At 43.3% G+C, this 19,423-nt stretch carries 14 protein-coding genes; 4 read left to right on the forward strand and 10 right to left on the reverse strand.

The features are described from left to right. Positions 1 to 10: 10 nt before the first annotated feature. The 3 genes from GTW09_RS10775 (at position 11) to GTW09_RS10785 (ending at position 4,469) form a co-directional block, all read left to right on the forward strand. Entirely contained in the window at positions 11 to 760 is a 750-nt protein-coding gene (locus GTW09_RS10775) for a SapC family protein (protein WP_071978320.1), read from the forward strand. Between the two features lie 20 nt (positions 761 to 780). After that, the gene (locus tag GTW09_RS10780; protein ID WP_100970751.1) at positions 781 to 2,238 is read left to right on the forward strand and encodes an SLC5 family protein; all 1,458 of its coding nucleotides are present in this window, start codon (positions 781 to 783) and stop codon (positions 2,236 to 2,238) included. Between the two features lie 101 nt (positions 2,239 to 2,339). After that, positions 2,340 to 4,469, forward strand: coding sequence for an alpha-galactosidase (locus tag GTW09_RS10785; protein WP_163111891.1), 2,130 nt, complete (start codon positions 2,340 to 2,342; stop codon positions 4,467 to 4,469). A 63-nt stretch (positions 4,470 to 4,532) separates the two neighbouring features. On the opposite strand, the gene GTW09_RS10790 is transcribed toward GTW09_RS10785, so the two are convergent. The 8 genes from GTW09_RS10790 to GTW09_RS10825 all read right to left on the reverse strand — a co-directional run bounded on the left by GTW09_RS10790 (position 4,533) and on the right by GTW09_RS10825 (position 15,159). Continuing rightward, on the reverse strand, positions 4,533 to 5,633 hold the full coding sequence (locus GTW09_RS10790) for a tetratricopeptide repeat protein (protein WP_163111892.1): 1,101 nt from the start codon (positions 5,631 to 5,633) through the stop codon (positions 4,533 to 4,535). 354 nt (positions 5,634 to 5,987) lie between these two features. Then, entirely contained in the window at positions 5,988 to 7,280 is a 1,293-nt protein-coding gene (locus tag GTW09_RS10795; protein ID WP_163111893.1) for an alpha/beta hydrolase family protein, read from the reverse strand. A 329-nt stretch (positions 7,281 to 7,609) separates the two neighbouring features. Continuing rightward, entirely contained in the window at positions 7,610 to 8,926 is a 1,317-nt protein-coding gene (locus GTW09_RS10800) for a M1 aminopeptidase family protein (protein WP_163111894.1), read from the reverse strand. A 97-nt stretch (positions 8,927 to 9,023) separates the two neighbouring features. Then, the gene (locus GTW09_RS10805; protein WP_163111895.1) at positions 9,024 to 9,608 is read right to left on the reverse strand and encodes a single-stranded DNA-binding protein; all 585 of its coding nucleotides are present in this window, start codon (positions 9,606 to 9,608) and stop codon (positions 9,024 to 9,026) included. Positions 9,609 to 9,923: 315 nt separating this feature from the next. Continuing rightward, the gene (locus tag GTW09_RS10810; RefSeq protein WP_163111896.1) at positions 9,924 to 11,486 is read right to left on the reverse strand and encodes a sodium/sugar symporter; all 1,563 of its coding nucleotides are present in this window, start codon (positions 11,484 to 11,486) and stop codon (positions 9,924 to 9,926) included. Positions 11,487 to 11,766: 280 nt separating this feature from the next. Beyond that, positions 11,767 to 12,906 (reverse strand): galactokinase, encoded by a 1,140-nt coding sequence (gene galK / locus GTW09_RS10815; RefSeq protein WP_163111897.1) that lies wholly within the window; start codon positions 12,904 to 12,906, stop codon positions 11,767 to 11,769. After that, positions 12,899 to 13,954: a UDP-glucose--hexose-1-phosphate uridylyltransferase gene (locus GTW09_RS10820; protein WP_163111898.1), complete on the reverse strand. Its 1,056-nt coding sequence runs from the start codon at positions 13,952 to 13,954 to the stop codon at positions 12,899 to 12,901. The genes galK and GTW09_RS10820 overlap by 8 nt, the downstream gene beginning before the upstream one ends. A 182-nt stretch (positions 13,955 to 14,136) precedes the next feature. Further along, a complete protein-coding gene (locus tag GTW09_RS10825; RefSeq protein WP_163111899.1) occupies positions 14,137 to 15,159 on the reverse strand; it encodes an aldose epimerase family protein in 1,023 nt (340 codons plus the stop codon). A gap of 433 nt (positions 15,160 to 15,592) precedes the next feature. Between GTW09_RS10825 and GTW09_RS10830 the strand changes: the two genes are divergently transcribed. Then, the gene (locus tag GTW09_RS10830) at positions 15,593 to 16,594 is read left to right on the forward strand and encodes a LacI family DNA-binding transcriptional regulator (RefSeq protein ID WP_071978311.1); all 1,002 of its coding nucleotides are present in this window, start codon (positions 15,593 to 15,595) and stop codon (positions 16,592 to 16,594) included. Positions 16,595 to 16,920: 326 nt separating this feature from the next. Here GTW09_RS10830 and GTW09_RS10835 read toward each other — a convergent pair whose 3' ends face one another. Beyond that, positions 16,921 to 17,781: an alpha/beta fold hydrolase gene (locus GTW09_RS10835; RefSeq protein WP_163111900.1), complete on the reverse strand. Its 861-nt coding sequence runs from the start codon at positions 17,779 to 17,781 to the stop codon at positions 16,921 to 16,923. Between the two features lie 91 nt (positions 17,782 to 17,872). Continuing rightward, a complete protein-coding gene (locus tag GTW09_RS10840) occupies positions 17,873 to 19,216 on the reverse strand; it encodes an MFS transporter (RefSeq protein ID WP_163111901.1) in 1,344 nt (447 codons plus the stop codon). Positions 19,217 to 19,423 lie beyond the last annotated feature (207 nt).

Consider the following 19,423-nt stretch of genomic DNA (forward strand, 5'->3'; position numbering starts at 1 on the left):
AGAATAAAAAATGCCAAATTTTCAGATTTTATCTAGTGAACAACATAGTAGCACTTACGTAGACGAAAGCCGTCTACCGACAACATTTTCCAATTTTCATCTTGTCAATGTGGAAATTAAAGAAGCCGTTCAGGCTTCCAGTGAATTCCCTCTATTTTTCAGCAAAGTAGCAAATCAGCAGCGCTGGACTATTTCTGCGCTGTGCGGCTTTGCACCAAAAGAAAATGTGTTTGAAACGCAGGGGACGTGGCTTGCTCGCTTTACTCCATTAAGCTTGCGGACCTTGCCGTTCACGCTTAATTTTGAAAAAGATCCAGAGGCACCTCAAACAGTTCTAGATATCGACTCTCCCGCTGTATCAACAACTAAAGGAGAGGCGTTGTTTCTATCTAGTGGCCGACCAACGGCTTATTTAGATAATAAACAGAAACTGTTAAAAGAGCGGGTTACCGCAATGCAGCAAACTGCCGCTTTGCTTAATGACATTGCAGCATTAAATCTGATTCAGCCAACAGATTTGATCATTGAATACTCAGACAATACGCAACAACGCGTGGGCGGTTTGGCAATGTTAAACGAGCAGCGATTGCAAAACTTAACGTCTGAAGAACTTTCGTCTCTCCACAAAACCGGCGTACTTTCTGTTCTCTTCAATATATTGGGGTCGATTTTTCAAATTAATCGAACCATCCACCTTCACAACACTAAGTTTCCTTCTCGCTTTATCAATAATGTGAAATTCGAGACCAGCAAGCAGTAATGAAATCTAGGAGTAAGTAAATGTTTTCCAGCACTATTCAAGTGTCTGTCTTTGTTTTCGTTACCGCGCTAATTGGTTTTTTAACTTACCTTAGCTGTCGCGGCCAAAACAGAAACTCACAAAGTCAAAATCGCGAGTTTTTTCTTGCCGGCGGCGGGTTAGCCTGGTATTTCATTGCAGGCAGTATTACGCTCACAAATTTAAGTACCGACCAGCTCGTTGGTATGAATGGTAATCAAATGGCATTACTCGCTTTGTGGGAGTTTTCTGCTGTTGTGGGGTTGTTTGTTTTAGCCAAAGTATTCTTGCCCGTTTATTACAAATTCAAATGTACAACCACCACTGAGCTTTTAGAGCTTCGTTATAACGATAAACATATTCGAGCCGTAATAAGCGTTCTATTTTTTGCAGGCAGCGCACTCATTTTTTGTCCTGCGGTTATTTATTCTGGCTCATTGTTTATGCAATCCATGTTCAATGTTGAACTGCCGTTAATGTATATTGCAGTGATATTTGTTGTAGTAGGTGCGCTTTACGCCATATTTGGAGGCCTTCGCGCAGTAGCAGTTTCAGATACGTATTCCGGTGTTTTGTTACTTACTATGGCAGTAGTGGTGCTCATTCTGGCATTACAAGCCATTGATTATAACTTCGATGGCATTCCCCAAGAGCGTCTCACACTAATTGGTGATGACGACTCGCCTATTCCTTGGCACACGCTGCTAACGGGTATGATTTTCATCCAGATGTTTTACTGGGGTACCAACCAAGTTATTACTCAAAGAGCCATGGCGGCGCCTTCGTTAAAAGAGGCACAAAAAGGCGTTTTTGCGGCAGCAGGAATTCGATTAGTTATTGTACCGGCAATTATTGTTATTCCCGGCATTGTTTCATACAAGCTGTTTGGCGACATCGGCGACAGTGCCTACGGTAGAATAGTTGCCACCGTGTTACCCGATTGGCTCTCCGGCGTATTCGCCGCAGCTATGGCAGCTGCAGTACTCACCACATTTAATAGTAACCTTAACTCGGCTACTGCTCTTTATGTTTGCGATATTCACGAAAGCTATGTGAATAAAACACCTAATGTGCCCAAGTTAAGCGGTTATGTGACGGTGCTTTTGTGCTTAGTCTCCCTTGCACTTATTCCTGTATATCAACAAGCCGATAGCATTATTAACCTCGTACAAAAGCTGTATGGTCTTTTGAGTATGCCTATTCTATCAGTGTTCATTGTTGGTTTACTGTTTAGAAATGTTCATGCGTTTGCCGCTATTGGTGCGGTGTTATTTGGGGTAGCGTTTTATGCATTTGTGAGTTTTGAAGCGTCGCCTTTTTATGCACCGTTTGGTTTGCACTATATCCATCTTATGTTCATCACGCTCTTAGGCTGTGTTTCTTTTGCACTTATTGTGAATAAAGTCATATTTCGTCAAAAGAGTGAATTCTCCCTCGCTATCGAGAAGCAACAGGCCTAATCAATTCAATGGCAAAGAGAATAGGTAAGCTATTCTCTTTTTACTATTGAGCGAAAATAACCAGCAACAATGTTTTAAACATGATTAAAGCAGAGGTTTACATGTCATCTTTTTCTTCATTCGTAACATTAAAGAACAATGTCACAACGCTCATCTTTGACTGCCAAGGCCGTATGCCAAAAGTCATCTATTACGGCGCGCCATTAAGCGATTCCACAACGCCTGAAATGCTCAGTATTTTAAACACCCGTCAAGAGGCTAAGTGTGCACCGGTTATCGAGCCTCCTATCAGCTTGGTGCCTACTCATGGTGAAGGATGGACCGGACAACCAGGCCTTGAAGTGTCAGGTGATAAAGATCAATGGTCAGCAGGATTTAGTCTTGTTGATGTTATCCAAAACGACGCTTCTGTAGAGTTTATTGGTGAAGATGAGCATAGAGGTATGCGACTAATTACAACGGTGAATTTAGACGCCAATACTACCGTAGCGTCCTTTTGCTCGCGTGTTGAGAATACGGGGCAAACAGCGCTTCATCTTGGCTATTTAAATGCTGCAAGCCTGCCGCTTCCAACCACTGTTAATAAAATTAAAACCTTTGAAGGTAGATGGTCAGCGGAATTTCAAACTAGTGATCACGACCTCTTTTTTGGCAGTTACGTGAGAGAAAACCGCCGCGGTAAAACCTCCCACGACACCTTCCCAGGTTTAATTGCCTACCCTCAAGGCACAGGGGAATTGCAGGGTGAATGCTACGGCTACCACTTAGGTGCATCAGCCAATCACAAATTGCGTGCAGAGCTTATGGCTGATGGTAGAAGCTATGTGCAGTTTGGCGAGCTATTATTCCCCGGTGAAGTAGTACTTTCTAAAGGTGAAAGCTATACCACCCCCGTTTTGTACACCGGCTATGGCAATGATGGCTTTTCCTCGCTGTCACAGCAATTTCATCAATTTATACGCAGCAATATTTTACACCATAGCGCAGAATCAAAACCTCGTCCTGTGCACTACAACACGTGGGAAGGCATTTATTTCGACCACGACGAAGCAACCCTAAAGGCCCTTGCTGACAAGGTGGCTCCGTTAGGGATTGAGCGTTTTGTGCTTGACGACGGCTGGTTTAAGGGACGGCGTCATGACAAAGCAGGCCTTGGCGACTGGTTTGTAGATGAAGAAATTTATCCAGAGGGACTGGATGGTTTAATTGACCATGTAACCGGGCTGGGAATGGAGTTTGGTATTTGGTTTGAACCTGAAATGGTGAACCCAGATAGCGACCTATATCGCAATCATCCTGAATGGGCATTACAAAGCGAAAACAACCCTCACGTACCGTTTAGAAATCAGTATGTACTCGACCTGACCAACAACGATGTTGTTGAATATCTGTTTAAGGTGATTACCGACATACTCGCCGCCTACCCTAAAATAAGCTACATCAAGTGGGATATGAACCGCGACGTTAATCACCCTGGCAACCTGCACGGCAAGCCTGCCATGCATGGCCAAATGGCCGCTCTCTATAGTCTCATCGACCGCGTTAAAGCAGCCCACCCTGGTATTGAAATAGAAAGCTGCTGCTCGGGCGGCGGACGTATTGATTTAGGCATACTTCCTCATACTGACCGCTTTTGGACTTCCGACTCAAATGACGCGTTAGACAGACTGTATATTCAGCGTGGCTGCTCGTTCTTTTTCCCATCAGAGGTAATGGGTGCCCATGTAGGCCCGCGTGACTGCCATATTACAGGTAGAAACTTACCCATCGAAATTCGTTCTGCAGTAGCGATGTTTGGTCATATGGGTATTGAAATGGACCCACGTGAACTGACAGAGCACGAAGAAACAGTGCTTACCGATGCCATTTCACTTTACAAACGCATTAGACATCTCACGCATGGCGGCGACTTGTTCCGTATGGATGATGATGGCCTTAATGTTAAGTTTGGTTATGTGTCGAAGAATAAAGAGGAAGGTGTTTTTGCATATAACAGTGTGCAAGAAACCCGTCGTACTACTCCTGCTCGTTTTTATTTTGCAGGGCTAGATGCTGAGAAAAAATATACCGTTGAACGAGTTTGGCCTGAAGTACTTAAAGAGTATAGCCCTTCCATTCTTCAGCAACTAGATGGCAAGGTGTTTACAGGAGAGGTGCTTATGAAGTATGGCATGCAACTACCCGTGCTTTTCCCAGAAACAGCGCTTATCTATTCAGTGAAAGCGGTTTAAATCAAAAAACTAACAGCCTGAACGTGATATTGACTGCGTTCAGGCTGTTCTTAACAAACGGCTTTAAGCCCGCTTTTTAATCTTCTTTTTTAACGCTTTCAGAATTTTTGAAAAACGTTCGCCCTCGCTCCCATTGATAAGCGCCAGCGTACTTTTCGCTTTCTCAATGTCATTGGCATTTAAGCGCAACTCTGCGAATCGTAGTTGAGCCCAATTTACACTTGGCAGGCCTGCTGTATCGATATTCGTCGTATTGAAGCCATCAATATACTGCTCTAATGCAGCAATGCCCGTATTGGTAAATACGTCGCTGTTTAACGCTACTTGGCCAAGGCGGTATTTGCCGTACAGCAAATTGCTTTCGCGCTGTTCGTACTCGTCCCATTGCGCCGAATCTTTGCTTTCTACCCTTACTACCGACATTTCCATTAGTGGCGACAGCGCTTCAAAAGCGTGGCTGTATTTTTCAGCAGATAAATAATGACTGCCTAATTCAAAGTTAGCTCGTAAGGCCGAGGCCTCATTCTGTGTAAGCGCGTCGTAAATAGCGCGTGCTTGGTCTTCATTATCGTCTTTAAGATAGAAGCTAGCCAAAGCAAATTGGCCTTCTACGCTATCAATTGTGGCGATCTTTTCTGCCAACTTTTTCGCTTCATCCATATCACCACCGGCAATGGAAGGAGCAACTAAATGAAATTGCATTAGGGCGCGATAAACCGCAATCTCGTCAGGCGCGATAACAATGGCTTGCTCTAAGCTGCTTTTTGCTTTTTTTGCATAACCCAAAGCTGAAAAGATACTGTTTGAGGCTTGTGCTCCCATTACGTTGGCATGGGTATGAAAAGCACGGTAATCTTGGCTGTAGCTTGCTATAAACTCTTCAGCGACTTCTTCGGCATCGTCTAAATCTGTATTCATGAGTGCTGAAATCAGCAAATTATATTGCTCAGGGCTTTTTCCTTTTACGTCCTCGAGCTTATCGATAACACGCTCCCACTCTCCTTGTCTGGCATACATTTCAAGGTTGGTAAGCTCTGCACTTTTCTCAGACGACATTGATACTGAGCTATCAGCAGCGAATGATGTGCTCAATGGGGTAATTGATAGCATGGTTGTTAATAGGGCAGAGCGTGCTAGTTGCGATGCAGGATAATTCAATTTCATAGCAATTCCTTTTGGGGAAATAATGGTGTCGAGACACTGTCACAGCAATGGTTACTGCAGACTAAACTTGATGCATTGTGTGCTAGATATTAGGTTGATGCTTACACTTATATTGGCTCTGTTTAAATTAACCTATGCTGAACAATATTCCAGCAATTAGTTGTAACAAGAGTTATACCAGTCCGCGATTACGAACATTATAAGTCTCGCTGAGTGGGGGAATTATCTATGCGGACTGGTATTACCGTTTCACAAGAGAAATAAACGAACAAGAAAGGCATAAAAAAGGGGCTCATGGTCGAGCCCCTTCGCGGGTAACAAATAAACTCTCTAACAAAAGTTTTTAAAACAGAATTACTTTCCGCCTTTTCCTTCCATAAGCAAGCCTAACGCCCAGCGATTATCGAAACCTTTCCAAGGCGCAGGCGTTTCACCGCCGCTTGGTACCTGGTCACTACTACCTGTTACCTCTAAAAAGGCACAGTAATCTGCCATGGCTTTTACATGGCAGTTCATGAGCGCTAAAGCAAAGTGTTCGTTAATGGCATTGAGCTTTTGCTCTTCCCATGCGGGCTCTATGTAGCTACCCAAGTCGAACTCACTGCCATACGCTTCTTTAGGTGCCGGATGAGGAGCAACATTATGACGTGCGTTTTTAATGGTAAGTAACTTTGTATCTTTATGCGCTGTGTGATCAAACAACCAACGAATACCATCGTAGCCTGAAATATCGTCGTTATCACCAGCAACAAACAGCACGGGTACGTCGATGTTAGATAGGGAGTTTGTATCGAACAGCTGCTGCTGCCCGCCCCAAGGTGCTAGTGCCAGGGCGGCTTTCCATGCGGGTAATGTGTCATCACTTGAAGGCTTACCGCCGGCGCAGGTGTTTAAGGCCGCTTTCACTAACTGTACTGTTGCAGGGTCTTGTGTACCGGTAAAAGTGGCAGCCGTAGTATCGTTAAACGCGTAACAACCTCCCACCGTGCTCATTGCGCCGAAACCACCCATTGAGTAACCAATTACTCCAGCGCGAGTATCGTCAACCTCATCTGCGAAAAAGCTGTGTTGGGCTATCGCATTAAGCGTAAACACCTGATCTCTCGAGCGATTCAACAGCGTACTTGGAAACCCACTGTAAGGACTTTCTGCAAAATTAACGTCTTTGTTTGTTGAGTCTGTATGGTCAATGGCGGCAACCACATATCCATGAGAAGCCAAGTGCTCGCCAAGATAATGCATTAGTGTGCGGTAGCCGGTATAACCGTGAGAAATGACTACGATAGGATAGTTTTCGTCCGTCGCCATAATGGGCGCATCGCGATAGGCATCAGCTTGAATTTCAAAAGACTTACCGCTACGTGTTTCATCGCTATAGATCGCCAGCTCCGTGCTCTCTGATGCAGGATACCAAACCTCGAGGGTTAACTTACGCTTTACCATTTCTCCTGACATTGTCATTGCCGCTTCGGGGTATGCAACATCAATGGTTTTAACCCCTACCTGTAGCTTTCCACTTTCGCTAAGCTCAGGCATCACCTCAGCCGGAAAATCTTTATAAATAGTTTGCGCAGAAAATGCAGTTGCAGAGAATGTAGTAGTAACAAGCATAATGCTTGTGCTGCAAAGTAGAGATAACGTTTTCATATTTTGCTAATAGCTTGTTAATTAGTAGGCATGGCCATATTACTTTATTGGTATCAACAAGCAAGCAGGGCTTTATTTTTTACATTAATTGTTACAGCTAAGTTATTTTTATTGGCTGGATTACGCGCTCAAAAAAGGTAAACGTATAACCTTCTTACCTTATACTTTATAGGGGCAAAGCGAAAGACAAAACGGTGATTAACGCTAAAACAAGCACTACAGGCTACATAACATTATTTAAATATACACACAGATCAAATAACGTCGACGATAAACTTACTTATTGACTGTTTGGAATTTAAACCAACAAAACACAGTCCGTCAGTCAATCACTCATCAGTTACAAGGTGGATTAACGTTTTATCAGGGTTTGAAAGTTTACTTTCAATTACCTCTTTGATCCTATTCACCAGATCTTCCGATGTCCACTTTTCAGCATGAGATAAGAATATTTCGCTTCGTTTTTCATCGCCTTTTTCAGCCTGCATACGGAAGTCTACCCATAAAGAGTAAATATCTTTTTTACCTTTTTCTCGCAATGTTAAGTCGATAGCCTGGTGAATAAGTAAGCCACAAGTATAATATAAGTCAAATCGACCTTTATCAGCCGCCTCAACAAGAGGGAAGTTGCCTAAACCTGTTGAGCAGTGTTTTCTAAATCTATTGATTTTATTGGCCACATATTCACTCGTTTCAGGATATAATTCCAGTAAGGCTAGAGCAGCCAACCAATCTGCATGCCCTTCATGAAGCCAAGATTCGTGCTTTTCCCCGTAGATATCACCTTTACTACTTCTTTGGTATAAGTGAGCGACTTCATGAGCAAAAAACCAAATCGTGTTATTTAGAAACTTATTGTCTGTCACTTTTTCACTAAGATTATTTAGATTCCAGTGCATAAATATTTGATTAGATAACGTACCACCTTGAGATGAGTGTCCATCAATATTTGCATAAGAAGCAAATAATGTCGGTTTTACACCTTCAAGTTCTCCCAGCCTCTGCTCAAAGTAATTCATCAATTTAGGAATATCAGAATCTAATGAAAGCTTTATTTTTTCAGGCAAACCACTATCAATTTCCGCTATAACATTCTCCGTAACAATAGGTTGTTGAGAGCCAACATAAATGTTCATACCGTCATCACTGTCTATCCAACTAGTCTCTCCTTTATAGACCTTACCAGATACGATGATATGTTCGCCTTCAGGTACTTGTATAGAAAGACGCCATAAGTTGGTTTCATCAAGGCATTGATTAATACAGGCAAATAAACGTCCGGTGTAAATTAGTACACCACCGTCTGAATATGGTGAGAATGGAGCATAATCTTTCGAAAGATGCTTATATGTCGGCGTTAAATGTAAACTGACTTTTGTAAAACTAGAGCCATCTTTTTTAATCAAATATTCTTGATTTTCAATAAAGACAATCTCAAAGTCTGAAATTGTAGGCTTCCAGCGTTCAATGCGAGAATCATCAGGGTTTCTAACAAAACTCAACCGGAATACAGGCTTCTGCGTTTGATACGTTAATGTCCATTTCCCTTCTTTTGATATTACGACAGAAATATCTACCATTGACTCATCTGTAGCCCATGTAGGAAAGCTCAAAGAGAACAACAAGATAAATTTTATGATGTTCAAAATTAATTCCTTTTTATTATATATCTCACGAAACCAAAAAAGCCCTCAAAAAGAGGGCTTTCAATGATTTATTGAGCAATTTTCGGTTTGTTATTGATTAGAACGGAATATCGTCATCAAAGTCAAAGTCTGGCTCGGCCATTGGCGGAGTCTTCGGCTGAGGCTGATTACCACCTTGCGCTGGAGCTTGATTGAAACCGCCGCCTTGGTTTTGGTTGTAACCGCCTTGTTGCTGACCGCCCTGAGCTGGTGCTTGATTATAGCCACCGCCCTGGTTTTGGTATCCACCGCCCTGGTTATTTTGCGGACGTTGGTAACCGCCGTTACCACCACCAGCTTCACCGCCGCGACCACCAAGCATTTGCATTTGGTCTACAATAATTTCTGTGGTGTATCTGTCTTGACCCTGTTGGTCTTGCCACTTACGAGTTTGCAATTTACCTTCAACATAAATCTGCGAACCTTTCTTTAGGTACTCACCCGCAATTTCAGCCAAACGACGATACATCGTTAGACGATGCCATTCGGTGCGCTCTTGCGGTTGTCCCTGCTGATCCTTCCAGCTTTCGCTAGTTGCAAGACTTAGGTTTGCAACGGCGTTTCCGTTCGGCATGTATCTAACTTCAGGATCATTGCCAAGGTTTCCTACAAGAATGACCTTGTTCACGCCTTTCGTTGCCATTGATGTCTCCTGTAACGTGTTTATTTGGCTTGCTGCTTTTTGTTTATAGTAACGTGCACAGCATATTACTCAATAGTATTACGCTGTGCCTTGTTAGGTACTGCCTTCATGCATTCTATCTACGCATTGTATAAGAGTACGACAGCAACAAGCTCGAAAGTTCATTGATTCAAGCCCTGTAGTATATCGTATTTTAATGGGGAAAAATGAAGTTTTTATTCCCCTAGTTCAGTACAACAACGCTAACAGAATATTTCTACACCGTCTTCTGATCTTTTGTGCGGTTTAACAGGTGCGGCAAATTGTTCAGTCTATCTACCACCAAGCGGTATAGAAAGCGATGAGAATGAAAATAACTGCAACAGCTGCAATGTTAAAACCTCTGGTGGTATGGAACTGCACCTCATCTAAATGTACCGCGTTCTCATGCACACCTTTCTTCTCTAGAAGAGACACTACAACCGCCAGTGCAATACACAGTACAAACACAATTCCTACGCGATCTATAAATGGCAGTTCGGGCCAAAACTGTCTGAATACAATACTGAGAACAAAGGACCCCAAAGCTGCTAGCAAACCACCATTGGCGGTGGTTTTCTTCCAGAACATACCCAGAATAAAGAGAGCACAAATACCCGGAGTAAAGAACCCTGTAAATTCTTGGATATATTGGAAGGCTTGATCGAAGTTGCCAAGCAGCGGCTTCGCCGTGATCATGGCAATAACAAGTGCCAGCAGGCTTACAGAACGCCCCACTTTTACATAATGGCTCTGTGTTTCGTTAGGACGCTTATCTTTGTATATATCCATAGTAAAAATAGTTGAAACGCTATTGGTCATAGAAGCAAGAGACGAAACTATTGCCGCAACTAGAGCAGCGAAAATAATTCCTTTCAAGCCAACAGGCATAAGCGTCATCAAACTGGGATAGGCCTGATCGGGTTTAGCAAGCTCTGGAACCAGTATAACTGCTGCGATACCCGGCAGCACAACAATAAGCGGCATGAGCAGTTTCAAAAAGGCAGCAAACGCAATACCTTTCTGAGCCTCTTGTAGACTCTTCGCAGCCAGTGTTCGCTGAATAATATATTGGTTAAATCCCCAATAAGACAGGTTCATTATCCACATCCCACCAATAAGAACAGATATGCCCGGTAAGTCCATATAGTGTGGGTTGTCTCTCGCAAGAATCATATCGAATTTACCAGGTAACTGCTGCGTTAAGTCGATAAACCCTTGAATAGGGCCGGCGCCATCGCTTATTAAATTCAACGCAGTGTAAGAGAGAAATAGACCACCAAATACAAGCAGTACCACTTGAATAATATCTGTAAATGCGACTGCTTTTAACCCGCCGTAAAGAGAATATGCTAAAGAAAATAGACCCAAAAATATCATGCCATACATCATATCTACGCCGGCAATAGTATTAATAGCGAGTGCACCTAACCACAGTACAGCGGTTAAGTTGACAAAAACATATACCCCTAACCAAAATATTGCCATGACCTTGCGAACGCGATGATCGTAGCGCTGCTCCAAGAACTGAGGCATAGTGTAAATTTTGTGCTTTAAAAAAATAGGTAAGAAGAATTTGCCTACAATTATCAACGTAATGGCAGCCATCCATTCATAAGATGCAATAGCCAGCCCTATCTGATAGCCCGAACCAGACATCCCAATAATCTGCTCTGCCGATATATTTGCAGCAATCAGTGACGCGCCGATAGCCCACCAAGGTAAGCTAGATCCCGCTAAGAAATAGTCATTCGTATCTTTTTCGTGTCCCGCTTTCTCTCGGGAAACCCATGCAGCTATTCCGATAAGCGCGATAACGTAGATCACAAACAAGGTGATATCTAAGGTGGCTAATTTCATAAAATTTCCCGAGTAACACTAGGGCCTTAAAACCTAGAGAGTGCAAAAATATTTGTTGACGCTGTTTTTATGGCGTTGCATTTTATGACATTAAAGAAAGCGTTATGCAAACGTCTAAGAAAGTTAACTGCACAAATCGTAGTACCACATCTTAGGGCGTGTTGAACTTAGCTGAACGCTTATCTAGTACTAGAGATAAATAGTACCAGAAATAAAAAAGCCGCAATCAGATGATGCGGCAAGGGGCACAAATAAATTTTTTATAACGCCAATTATTACATTAAGCAAACGCACCTTGTGTGGCAGTACATACGTAAATGTCTGCATGATAACCAGTTTTATCAAAGTAGCTTTTATCTACCACTTCCTTTACTGCATCTACGCTGTCCGTTGGGACTAGCGCAACTACGCAACCACCGAATCCTCCACCTGTCATACGTACGCCGCCAGAACTTCCCAATAGCTCATCAATTATTGATACCAGATAATCGATAGGAGGTACGGTAATTTCAAAATCATCTCGCATAGATGCGTGAGATTGAGCCATGGCTTTACTTACCGTGGCAATATCACCTGCTTTCAGTGCATCACTTGCTGCCAATGTGCGAACGTTTTCCGTAATAATGTGTTTTGCTCTGCGATATACCACCTCCGGCATGTCAGATTTTGCTGCTTCTAACATTTCGATGGTAGCTTCGCGCAGCGAGGATACACCAAGTAATGACGCCCCACTTTCGCACTGCTCGCGACGCAGGTTGTATTCACTGTCTACCAAACCGCGTTTAACATTGGAGTTGATAATGACAATTTGATGAGTACTTGGCAGCGGAGAATGCTCAATAGATAGCGACTGGCAATCGAGCAGCATCGCTTTACCTTCATTCCCCATAGCCGAGATGAGCTGATCCATAATGCCGCAAGAGCAACCCACAAAAGTGTTTTCAGCTTTTTGTCCAAGTAGCGCGGCTTTCACGCCATCTAACGGAAGTTTATAAAGCGAACTGATCGCTTTTAAAATTGCCACCTCAAAAGAGGCAGAAGAACTTAAACCCGCCCCCTGCGGCACATTACCGGTTACCAGTAAATTAGCACCACCAACAGTAGGAAAATCTTCTTTTAAAACCTTTACAACACCCCGAACATAGTTTGCCCAGCCCTGTTCTTTGTCATATTGAATGTCGTTAAGCGAGAATTGGTTTCGTTGGTCTTCGTAATCTGTAGCGGTTACAACAATAGTGTTGTCCCTGCGCTTAGATGCTGCAACCCAAGTACCGAAGTTGATTGCAGCTGGAAAAACAAAGCCACCATTATAGTCGGTGTGTTCACCAATAATGTTTACCCTGCCCGGTGCATGGGCAATAAGGGCTGGCACTTCGCCATAATGATGCTCAAAACTTGAAGAGAATATTTGGTTATCCATTCGTAATCTCACGTTTCTTATAATGCTTGCTAGAAAGCGCTTTTAATCTTTCTGCAGCTTGTTCTGGCGTTAAATCACGCTGTGCTTCTGCCATCATCTCATAGCCCACCATAAATTTTCGCACACTGGCTGAACGCAGTAGCGGTGGGAAAAAGTGAGCATGTAAGGTCCATTCCGGATGCGCTTTTGAGTTAAACGGCGCACTGTGCCAACCCATAGAGTAAGGGAATGAAGTCTCAAATAAGTTGTCGTAGCGCGCGGTAATATCGCCAATAATTTGTGCAAGAGTTAATGACTGTTCTTTGCTTAACTCGTGCAATGCACACACATCAAAGCGAGGTAATAACAATGTTTCAAAGGGCCATGCTGCCCAATAGGGCACTACTACCACCCAATCATCGTTTTGACAAACAACTCTTTTCTGTTTTGCAATCTCTTGCTGTGCGTAGTCGGCTAACAGGGCTCGACCATGTTCAGCGAAATAAGCGCTTAGCTGAACTTCTTTTTTGGCAGGGTCTGTTGGTAAGTGCTGCTGCGCCCACACTTGGCCGTGTGGATGAGGATTAGAACACCCCATCATTGCACCTTTATTTTCAAATACCTGAACCCATTGATAATGTTGTCCTAGCTCTTGAGTCTGCGCTTTCCAGCACTCTACAACATCCAAACGTTCCTCATCGGTCAGTTCAGGCAGTGTTTTGCTGTGATCAGGAGAAAAGCAAATAACGCGGCTACAGCCTTGCTCGGTTTCAAACTGAAACAGCCCTTTCTTGTCACTCGCGGCTACTGTATCTTTTTTTAACGCGGCAAAATCGTTCTCAAAAACAAAGGTGCCTGTGTACTGAGGATTGACTTCACCGTTTACCCTTGTATTGCCGGGGCATAAATAACACGTAGGGTCGTACTGCGGTTTTTGTTCATTATTGGGCTCTTCAGACTGTCCTTGCCAAGGTCGCTTGGCACGATGAGGCGATACCAGCACCCACTCACCTAATAACGGGTTAAATCTTCGGTGTGGATCATTTGAAGGGTCGAATGGACCTGCCATAGTCGCTCTCTTTAAATATGAATGTAGTGCTACTCTTTTACTCTAAAATAATAAACTGCGCACTTGAGGTTAAACGTTTACCCAAAATCATATAGTAAAGACTGAAATTTATCAATGTTCGCAGAAAGAAAAATAAATGTTAATTTCAATAACATCTACATTAACCACCTAATATCTGCTGGCTAACTCACAGAAAATACATAACAAATTTCCATATTTGCGGGCTTTTCCGGTGATGCTATGCAGCTTGGGAAATGAGGTTTGTTCGGGGAGTCTGGAAAATACTGAGGCTCAAGGCATAGGGCACCCATTTGCTTATCGTTTCTCAGGTTGCCGGTGTAAAACTGTAAGCCCGGTAATGTGGTGAACAGTTGCATTTTTAGCCCTGTATCTGCAGCAAATACCTGTGCTTGTGCCTGACCACTTCCATCATTATTTAGCACGTAGTTATGATCGTAACCGCCCACAATATCAAATAGTTTATGGCTTGGCGTATTATGAACTCTATTCCCTATCTCAGTGGGCTCAGTGAAATCGAATGGCGTATTTTTCACATCAATAAATTCGCCTGTAGGTAAAAGTGTGGCATCTGCATCTGTTACTTTATTTGCATTTATCTTCAACACGGTGCTTTTTACCGAGTCTGCGTTACTCAATGTAAAATAAGCATGCTGAGTAAAACTAAGAGGCGTCGCTTTATCGGTAGTGGCGTGTATTGTAAGTCTTAGGGCGTTGTTATTGTCTAATGTATAGCGGGCCTTCACGACAACATTACCAGGAAAGCCACCTTCTCCCTCTTCGCTGCGTAACGTTAGTTCTACACAAGCAGCATTGTCGTCGAAATGAGAGGTTGCCTCCCATATGCGCTTGTGAAAACCAGCGTTGCCACCGTGAAGGCAATGCTCGCCGTTATTTTTGTCAAGACGATACTCTTGTCCGTCAAGTGTGAAGCATCCATTACCAATACGATTAGCATAACGTCCCACTATTGCGCCGCGGTAGCTTTCGTCGGCAATATAGTCGTTAAGGGAGTCGAAAGTTTGCACGCACTGCGTTGGCTTGCCATTGGCATCAGGTAGATTGATTTCTTTGATAATTCCACCAAAGCTTAAAATCTTTACTTCCATGCTATTCGCATTTGTTAACGTAAACATGTCTACGGATTCACCCTTAGCGCTACCGAAACCTGATACCTGAATATTCATAATACTTTTAATGCCTTTTTCCGTTTGCGAGATAACATCACTAGTGTAAAGCCGTGGAGGTGTTGACCGATGTTTTTATCTGCCACTTGGCTAAATACAATCGTGTCAGTCAACGCATTGCTCTGTTTATAATTTATCGAACACACTTTTTACAATAAAAAGCGTTTATACCCAAGAAGATTAAGGGTATACGTTTTCAATAATGTGCAATTGTTGTGAAAGTATACGTTACAAACTAGAAACCACAACGTTCCAGCACACTTGATGAAAGCGCTAACTAAAGCGTTAGAAATTTACCCATTTTTGTAAATATAATGTACGCTATAGCTTAAAAATGGCCTCCCCAATTGCGTTCCGCTCATGCGTTTATAGAGCATTAAATAGCGCACTTGTCGTGTAAAACAAATATAAAAACAGAAAGTTGTAAAACAAAATGGCGACGATAAAAGATATAGCTCAGGCGGCAGGTGTTTCACTTGCAACAGTGTCTCGCGTAATCAACGACGGACCGAAAGTGGGTAACGATACCCGCAAACGCGTAAAGAAGATTATGGAAGAAATGGGCTATCGCCCGAACGCGAATGCTCGCGCGCTGGTTACCAAAAGAAGCGCTTCTCTTGGTGTTGTTATAGCAGAGTTGCACGACCCATTTTTCGCTATGTTAGCGCATGGGGTTGAATCGGTAACACGTAAAAATAACGTACAAATTCTTTTAAGTGCCGGCTCTATTGAAAAAGAGACCGAATTGCGCGCAATTGAAACGTTACTAGAGCATCGTGTAGAAGCCATGGTTGTGCACAGTAAGGCCCTTGACGATAAAACCTTAATAGAATTTTCAAAACAAGTCCCTGGGTTTGTTCTCATTAACCGTTATATACCCGAAATTGCCAACAGATGCGTGTGGCTAGACAACGTAACTGGCGGGCGATTAATGGCTGAATACGCAATCAATCAAGGTCACCAACACGTGGCGGTTATTAGTAGCCAATATCGTATAGACGACCCCAATCAAAGGCTTGAAGGCGTGCGCACAGCGATAAAGAACGCCAATTTAGTGTTACCTGAAAGCATGATTGAATATGCAACGCCAGATCAAGAAGGTGGCGAACTGGCAATGCAAAATCTGCTAGCCACAGGCGCGAAATTTACCGCGGTTTTAGCCTATAACGATGCTATGGCATCGGGGGCGATGACCATGCTGCAAGACCACGGAATTGCCGTTCCAGAACAGGTATCGGTTATGGGTTATGACGACGTGTTACTAGCTAAATATTGTCGACCTAAACTCACTACACTTCGCTATCCTGTAGAAATGATGGCATCGAAAGCGGCAGAACTTGCACTTAAATATGCTTCGGGGAAACAACCTGAGGAAGGTTTAACCTTTAAATATACGCCTACTATTATAAAACGAGATTCGGTGGTCAGGGTGTAGCAACTGGTACACCTGTTCCCCTGTATACTTGCTGTTCTATTTGATGATGATAACGAAAGCCTTATTGCATTTTCTCTCGTTACAACCTTTAGTGCTATAGCGGTTATCCCCAATAAGGGAAAGTGCTTGATCCTTCACACAATAACGATCAAAAACACATAAGATCTGTAATATATTTGCTACAGGTATTGATTTTATTGACGTAACGTGATCGGATCAGTTGCATCCTTCCGATCCAGATCTCGCGCCATTACTCACTGTTAACAGACTTACCAACAAGGTTTTCCACTATTTATCCACAAGCAAAAAAATGGGCCCCCGCCAATTTAGTTAGCGAGCTGTGATACAAAGCGTTTGTACTCTGCAATGGCAAAGTCTGAATTAAGTGTGGCGTTGTGGGTCGCCTCGGGGATGACAGAAAGGAGTTTTTTACTACTTGCACTGTCTGCAAGCAGCTGCTCACTAATTGGCTGCGGTGTAATTTTATCTCGGGCGCCTACAAGTAACCAAAGCGGCCCGTCAAAATGCCTCAGAATAGGCGCAATTTGCATGCTGTGAACTTCGTCGTGTAACTTCATTGCGGTAAACGAATTCGAAAACCCGGGCACCATATTAGCTATGAGGTCAGAAATATTATTGAAAGCGCCGTCTAGCACAAGCCCGTCTATTTGCCGATTTGCAGCTACATAACTTGCAAAGTAACTGCCGATACCGCGCCCATGAACAATAGTGGGAATAGAGGTGTCAAAAGCGCTTTCGACGTAATCAAACTGGGTAAGCGCATCCTGCTTAATGGCATTAATATTAAGCTTATCCGCCTTTTCACTTGCACCAACCCCTTGGTAATCAAGCCATAAAATATTGGCTGGTAACTTTCCTAGCTGATGTATAACGCTGTTATTTTCTGATAGTGGCATTCTATTATCAGCGAAGAATACAATATTGACGATAGGATTAGCGTAAGAAACTGCAACACCGCGCAGGGTTTGTCCACCCTCGTTTTCAAGCTCTACAATACTTATACCCGCAGACAAATTATCTTTTTGAATAGCACTATGAAGCCGCGTTGTATCTAGTGGTTTAGGTGTGGTGTCTTGGTAAAAGAAGGCGCTGGGCGTAACGTTGATTGCGCATCCAAATAGCAATAGGCAAGCAATGACAACAGAACAAACGTTTTTAAAAGCCATATTTGAAAGCCATGTTTGAAAGCAATAGCGAAAAACTATCCGTGTTAATATGTTACTCATTAAAGCAGAGTAGTCTTTGCTTAACAAGCGGCTAAATAGGCCTAATCACCGCCCTCGCTTTTATTGCATCAAAATCTCTATCTACCTTTAGATACACGGCATCACTCTGAGTATTGAAGGTGACTTCCAATACCCCCGGCACAGTAAGCAGTTGCTCTTTTAAGGTGTTCTGTGCACTAGCATCTGGATTCTCTACGTTCATCATAACCCGCTTTACGCGGCTTACTTCTTTGATCCCACTAATGATATAAAGCCAAAGTAATGTGCTAGCTGCACCCACCATATAGGCAGTGTTAGGCGACCATACATCGGTGACCACGCCAGATATCATTCCACCTAAAAAAGCGCCAAAGAACTGAAAACTCGCATAAATTCCCATGGCCGTGCCTTTTTGCCCAGCAGGAGCAATACTCGATACCAAGGCTGGAAAATTCGCTTCTAGATAATTAAACCCAGTGAAAAACAAAATAACGGCTGCTGTAGTTAGCCACCAGTTAGCGCTGCTTATGCCAAGGGCAAAAAATGCGCTACCCATAAACACGGCCCCTAATAGTAACAACGATTTAGGCGTACGACCTCGGGCTGCGCCCATCATAATGATAAGCCCAACTACAGAGGCGCCCAAAACGGGAAGATACATGCGCCAATGTTCGCTCAACGACATATCAAAATCGGTCAATGTAACGGGGAGTTGTACGAACAATAGGGTAATGAGCATGTGTAGTATCAACACGCTCACATTTAGTCGCCACAATTGCTTTGATAGAATTAACTGGCCCAGCTGCCCCTTTTGCGGAAGGGTTTCGCCACTGCTTAAAGGTTCTGAGTTTGGCACGACCCACTTTACAAGTGGAATACACAAAATGGCTAACAGGCCCGTTACGGCGAACACCCCACTTAATCCAAAGCGGTTGGCAATAAGAGGGCCCACAATCACGGCTATATAAAACGAAAAGCCAATAGCAATACCAATAATAGCCAGTACTTTTGCTCGCTGGCTTTCCCGGCTCACATCAGTAGCGAGTGCCATTATAGCCCCGGCTATTGCTCCAGCTCCTTGTAAAATTCGCCCAACAATCATCCACGCCATTGTATCGGCATTAGCTGCCACAAAACTACCTATGGCAAACACGCTCAATCCAAGCAGAATAACGGGTTTACGCCCCCATTTATCAGACATCATCCCCATGGGAATTTGCAGTGCTGCCTGAGTCAAGCCATAGCCGCCCACCGCTAGCCCTACCAGCAAAGGAGAATAATCTGGATAGTCCATCGCAGCCACGGCTAACACAGGCATGACCATGAAAAGGCCTAACATTCTTAAAACATAAACAGAGGCTAGCGCAAGCGCTGCGCGTAATTCCAAGGCGTTCAAAGCGTCTGAGTTCCTCAAAGGTTACTGTGCGAAAATAACGACGGCGAAGTGTAGCATAAATTGATGGTATGCCCATGAAGGTTAAAACTGATTAATGTCATCGTTTATTTCATCCTTCTTAACAATTGCGTTTGCTACAGAGAACTAAAAAAGGGACACACATAACATCACACTCTCGTTTCTGCACGAATACAACTAAAAAGGACA

The organism is Alteromonas hispanica (genome assembly GCF_010500915.1).
Taxonomy (GTDB): Bacteria; Pseudomonadota; Gammaproteobacteria; order Enterobacterales; family Alteromonadaceae; genus Alteromonas; species Alteromonas hispanica.

Bases quoted from the DNA above. Each gene is read 5' to 3' on its own strand.
- GTW09_RS10820 (WP_163111898.1), bottom strand. From the start codon at position 13,954: ATGGCAGGTCCATTCGACCCTTCAAATGATCCACACCGAAGATTTAAC.
- galK (WP_163111897.1), bottom strand. From the start codon at position 12,906: ATGGATAACCAAATATTCTCTTCAAGTTTTGAGCATCATTATGGCGAA.
- GTW09_RS10835 (WP_163111900.1), bottom strand. From the start codon at position 17,781: ATGGCTTTTAAAAACGTTTGTTCTGTTGTCATTGCTTGCCTATTGCTA.
- GTW09_RS10795 (WP_163111893.1), bottom strand. From the start codon at position 7,280: ATGAAAACGTTATCTCTACTTTGCAGCACAAGCATTATGCTTGTTACT.
- GTW09_RS10810 (WP_163111896.1), bottom strand. From the start codon at position 11,486: ATGAAATTAGCCACCTTAGATATCACCTTGTTTGTGATCTACGTTATC.
- GTW09_RS10785 (WP_163111891.1), top strand. From the start codon at position 2,340: ATGTCATCTTTTTCTTCATTCGTAACATTAAAGAACAATGTCACAACG.
- GTW09_RS10830 (WP_071978311.1), top strand. From the start codon at position 15,593: ATGGCGACGATAAAAGATATAGCTCAGGCGGCAGGTGTTTCACTTGCA.
- GTW09_RS10825 (WP_163111899.1), bottom strand. From the start codon at position 15,159: ATGAATATTCAGGTATCAGGTTTCGGTAGCGCTAAGGGTGAATCCGTA.
- GTW09_RS10805 (WP_163111895.1), bottom strand. From the start codon at position 9,608: ATGGCAACGAAAGGCGTGAACAAGGTCATTCTTGTAGGAAACCTTGGC.
- GTW09_RS10790 (WP_163111892.1), bottom strand. From the start codon at position 5,633: ATGAAATTGAATTATCCTGCATCGCAACTAGCACGCTCTGCCCTATTA.
- GTW09_RS10780 (WP_100970751.1), top strand. From the start codon at position 781: ATGTTTTCCAGCACTATTCAAGTGTCTGTCTTTGTTTTCGTTACCGCG.
- GTW09_RS10775 (WP_071978320.1), top strand. From the start codon at position 11: ATGCCAAATTTTCAGATTTTATCTAGTGAACAACATAGTAGCACTTAC.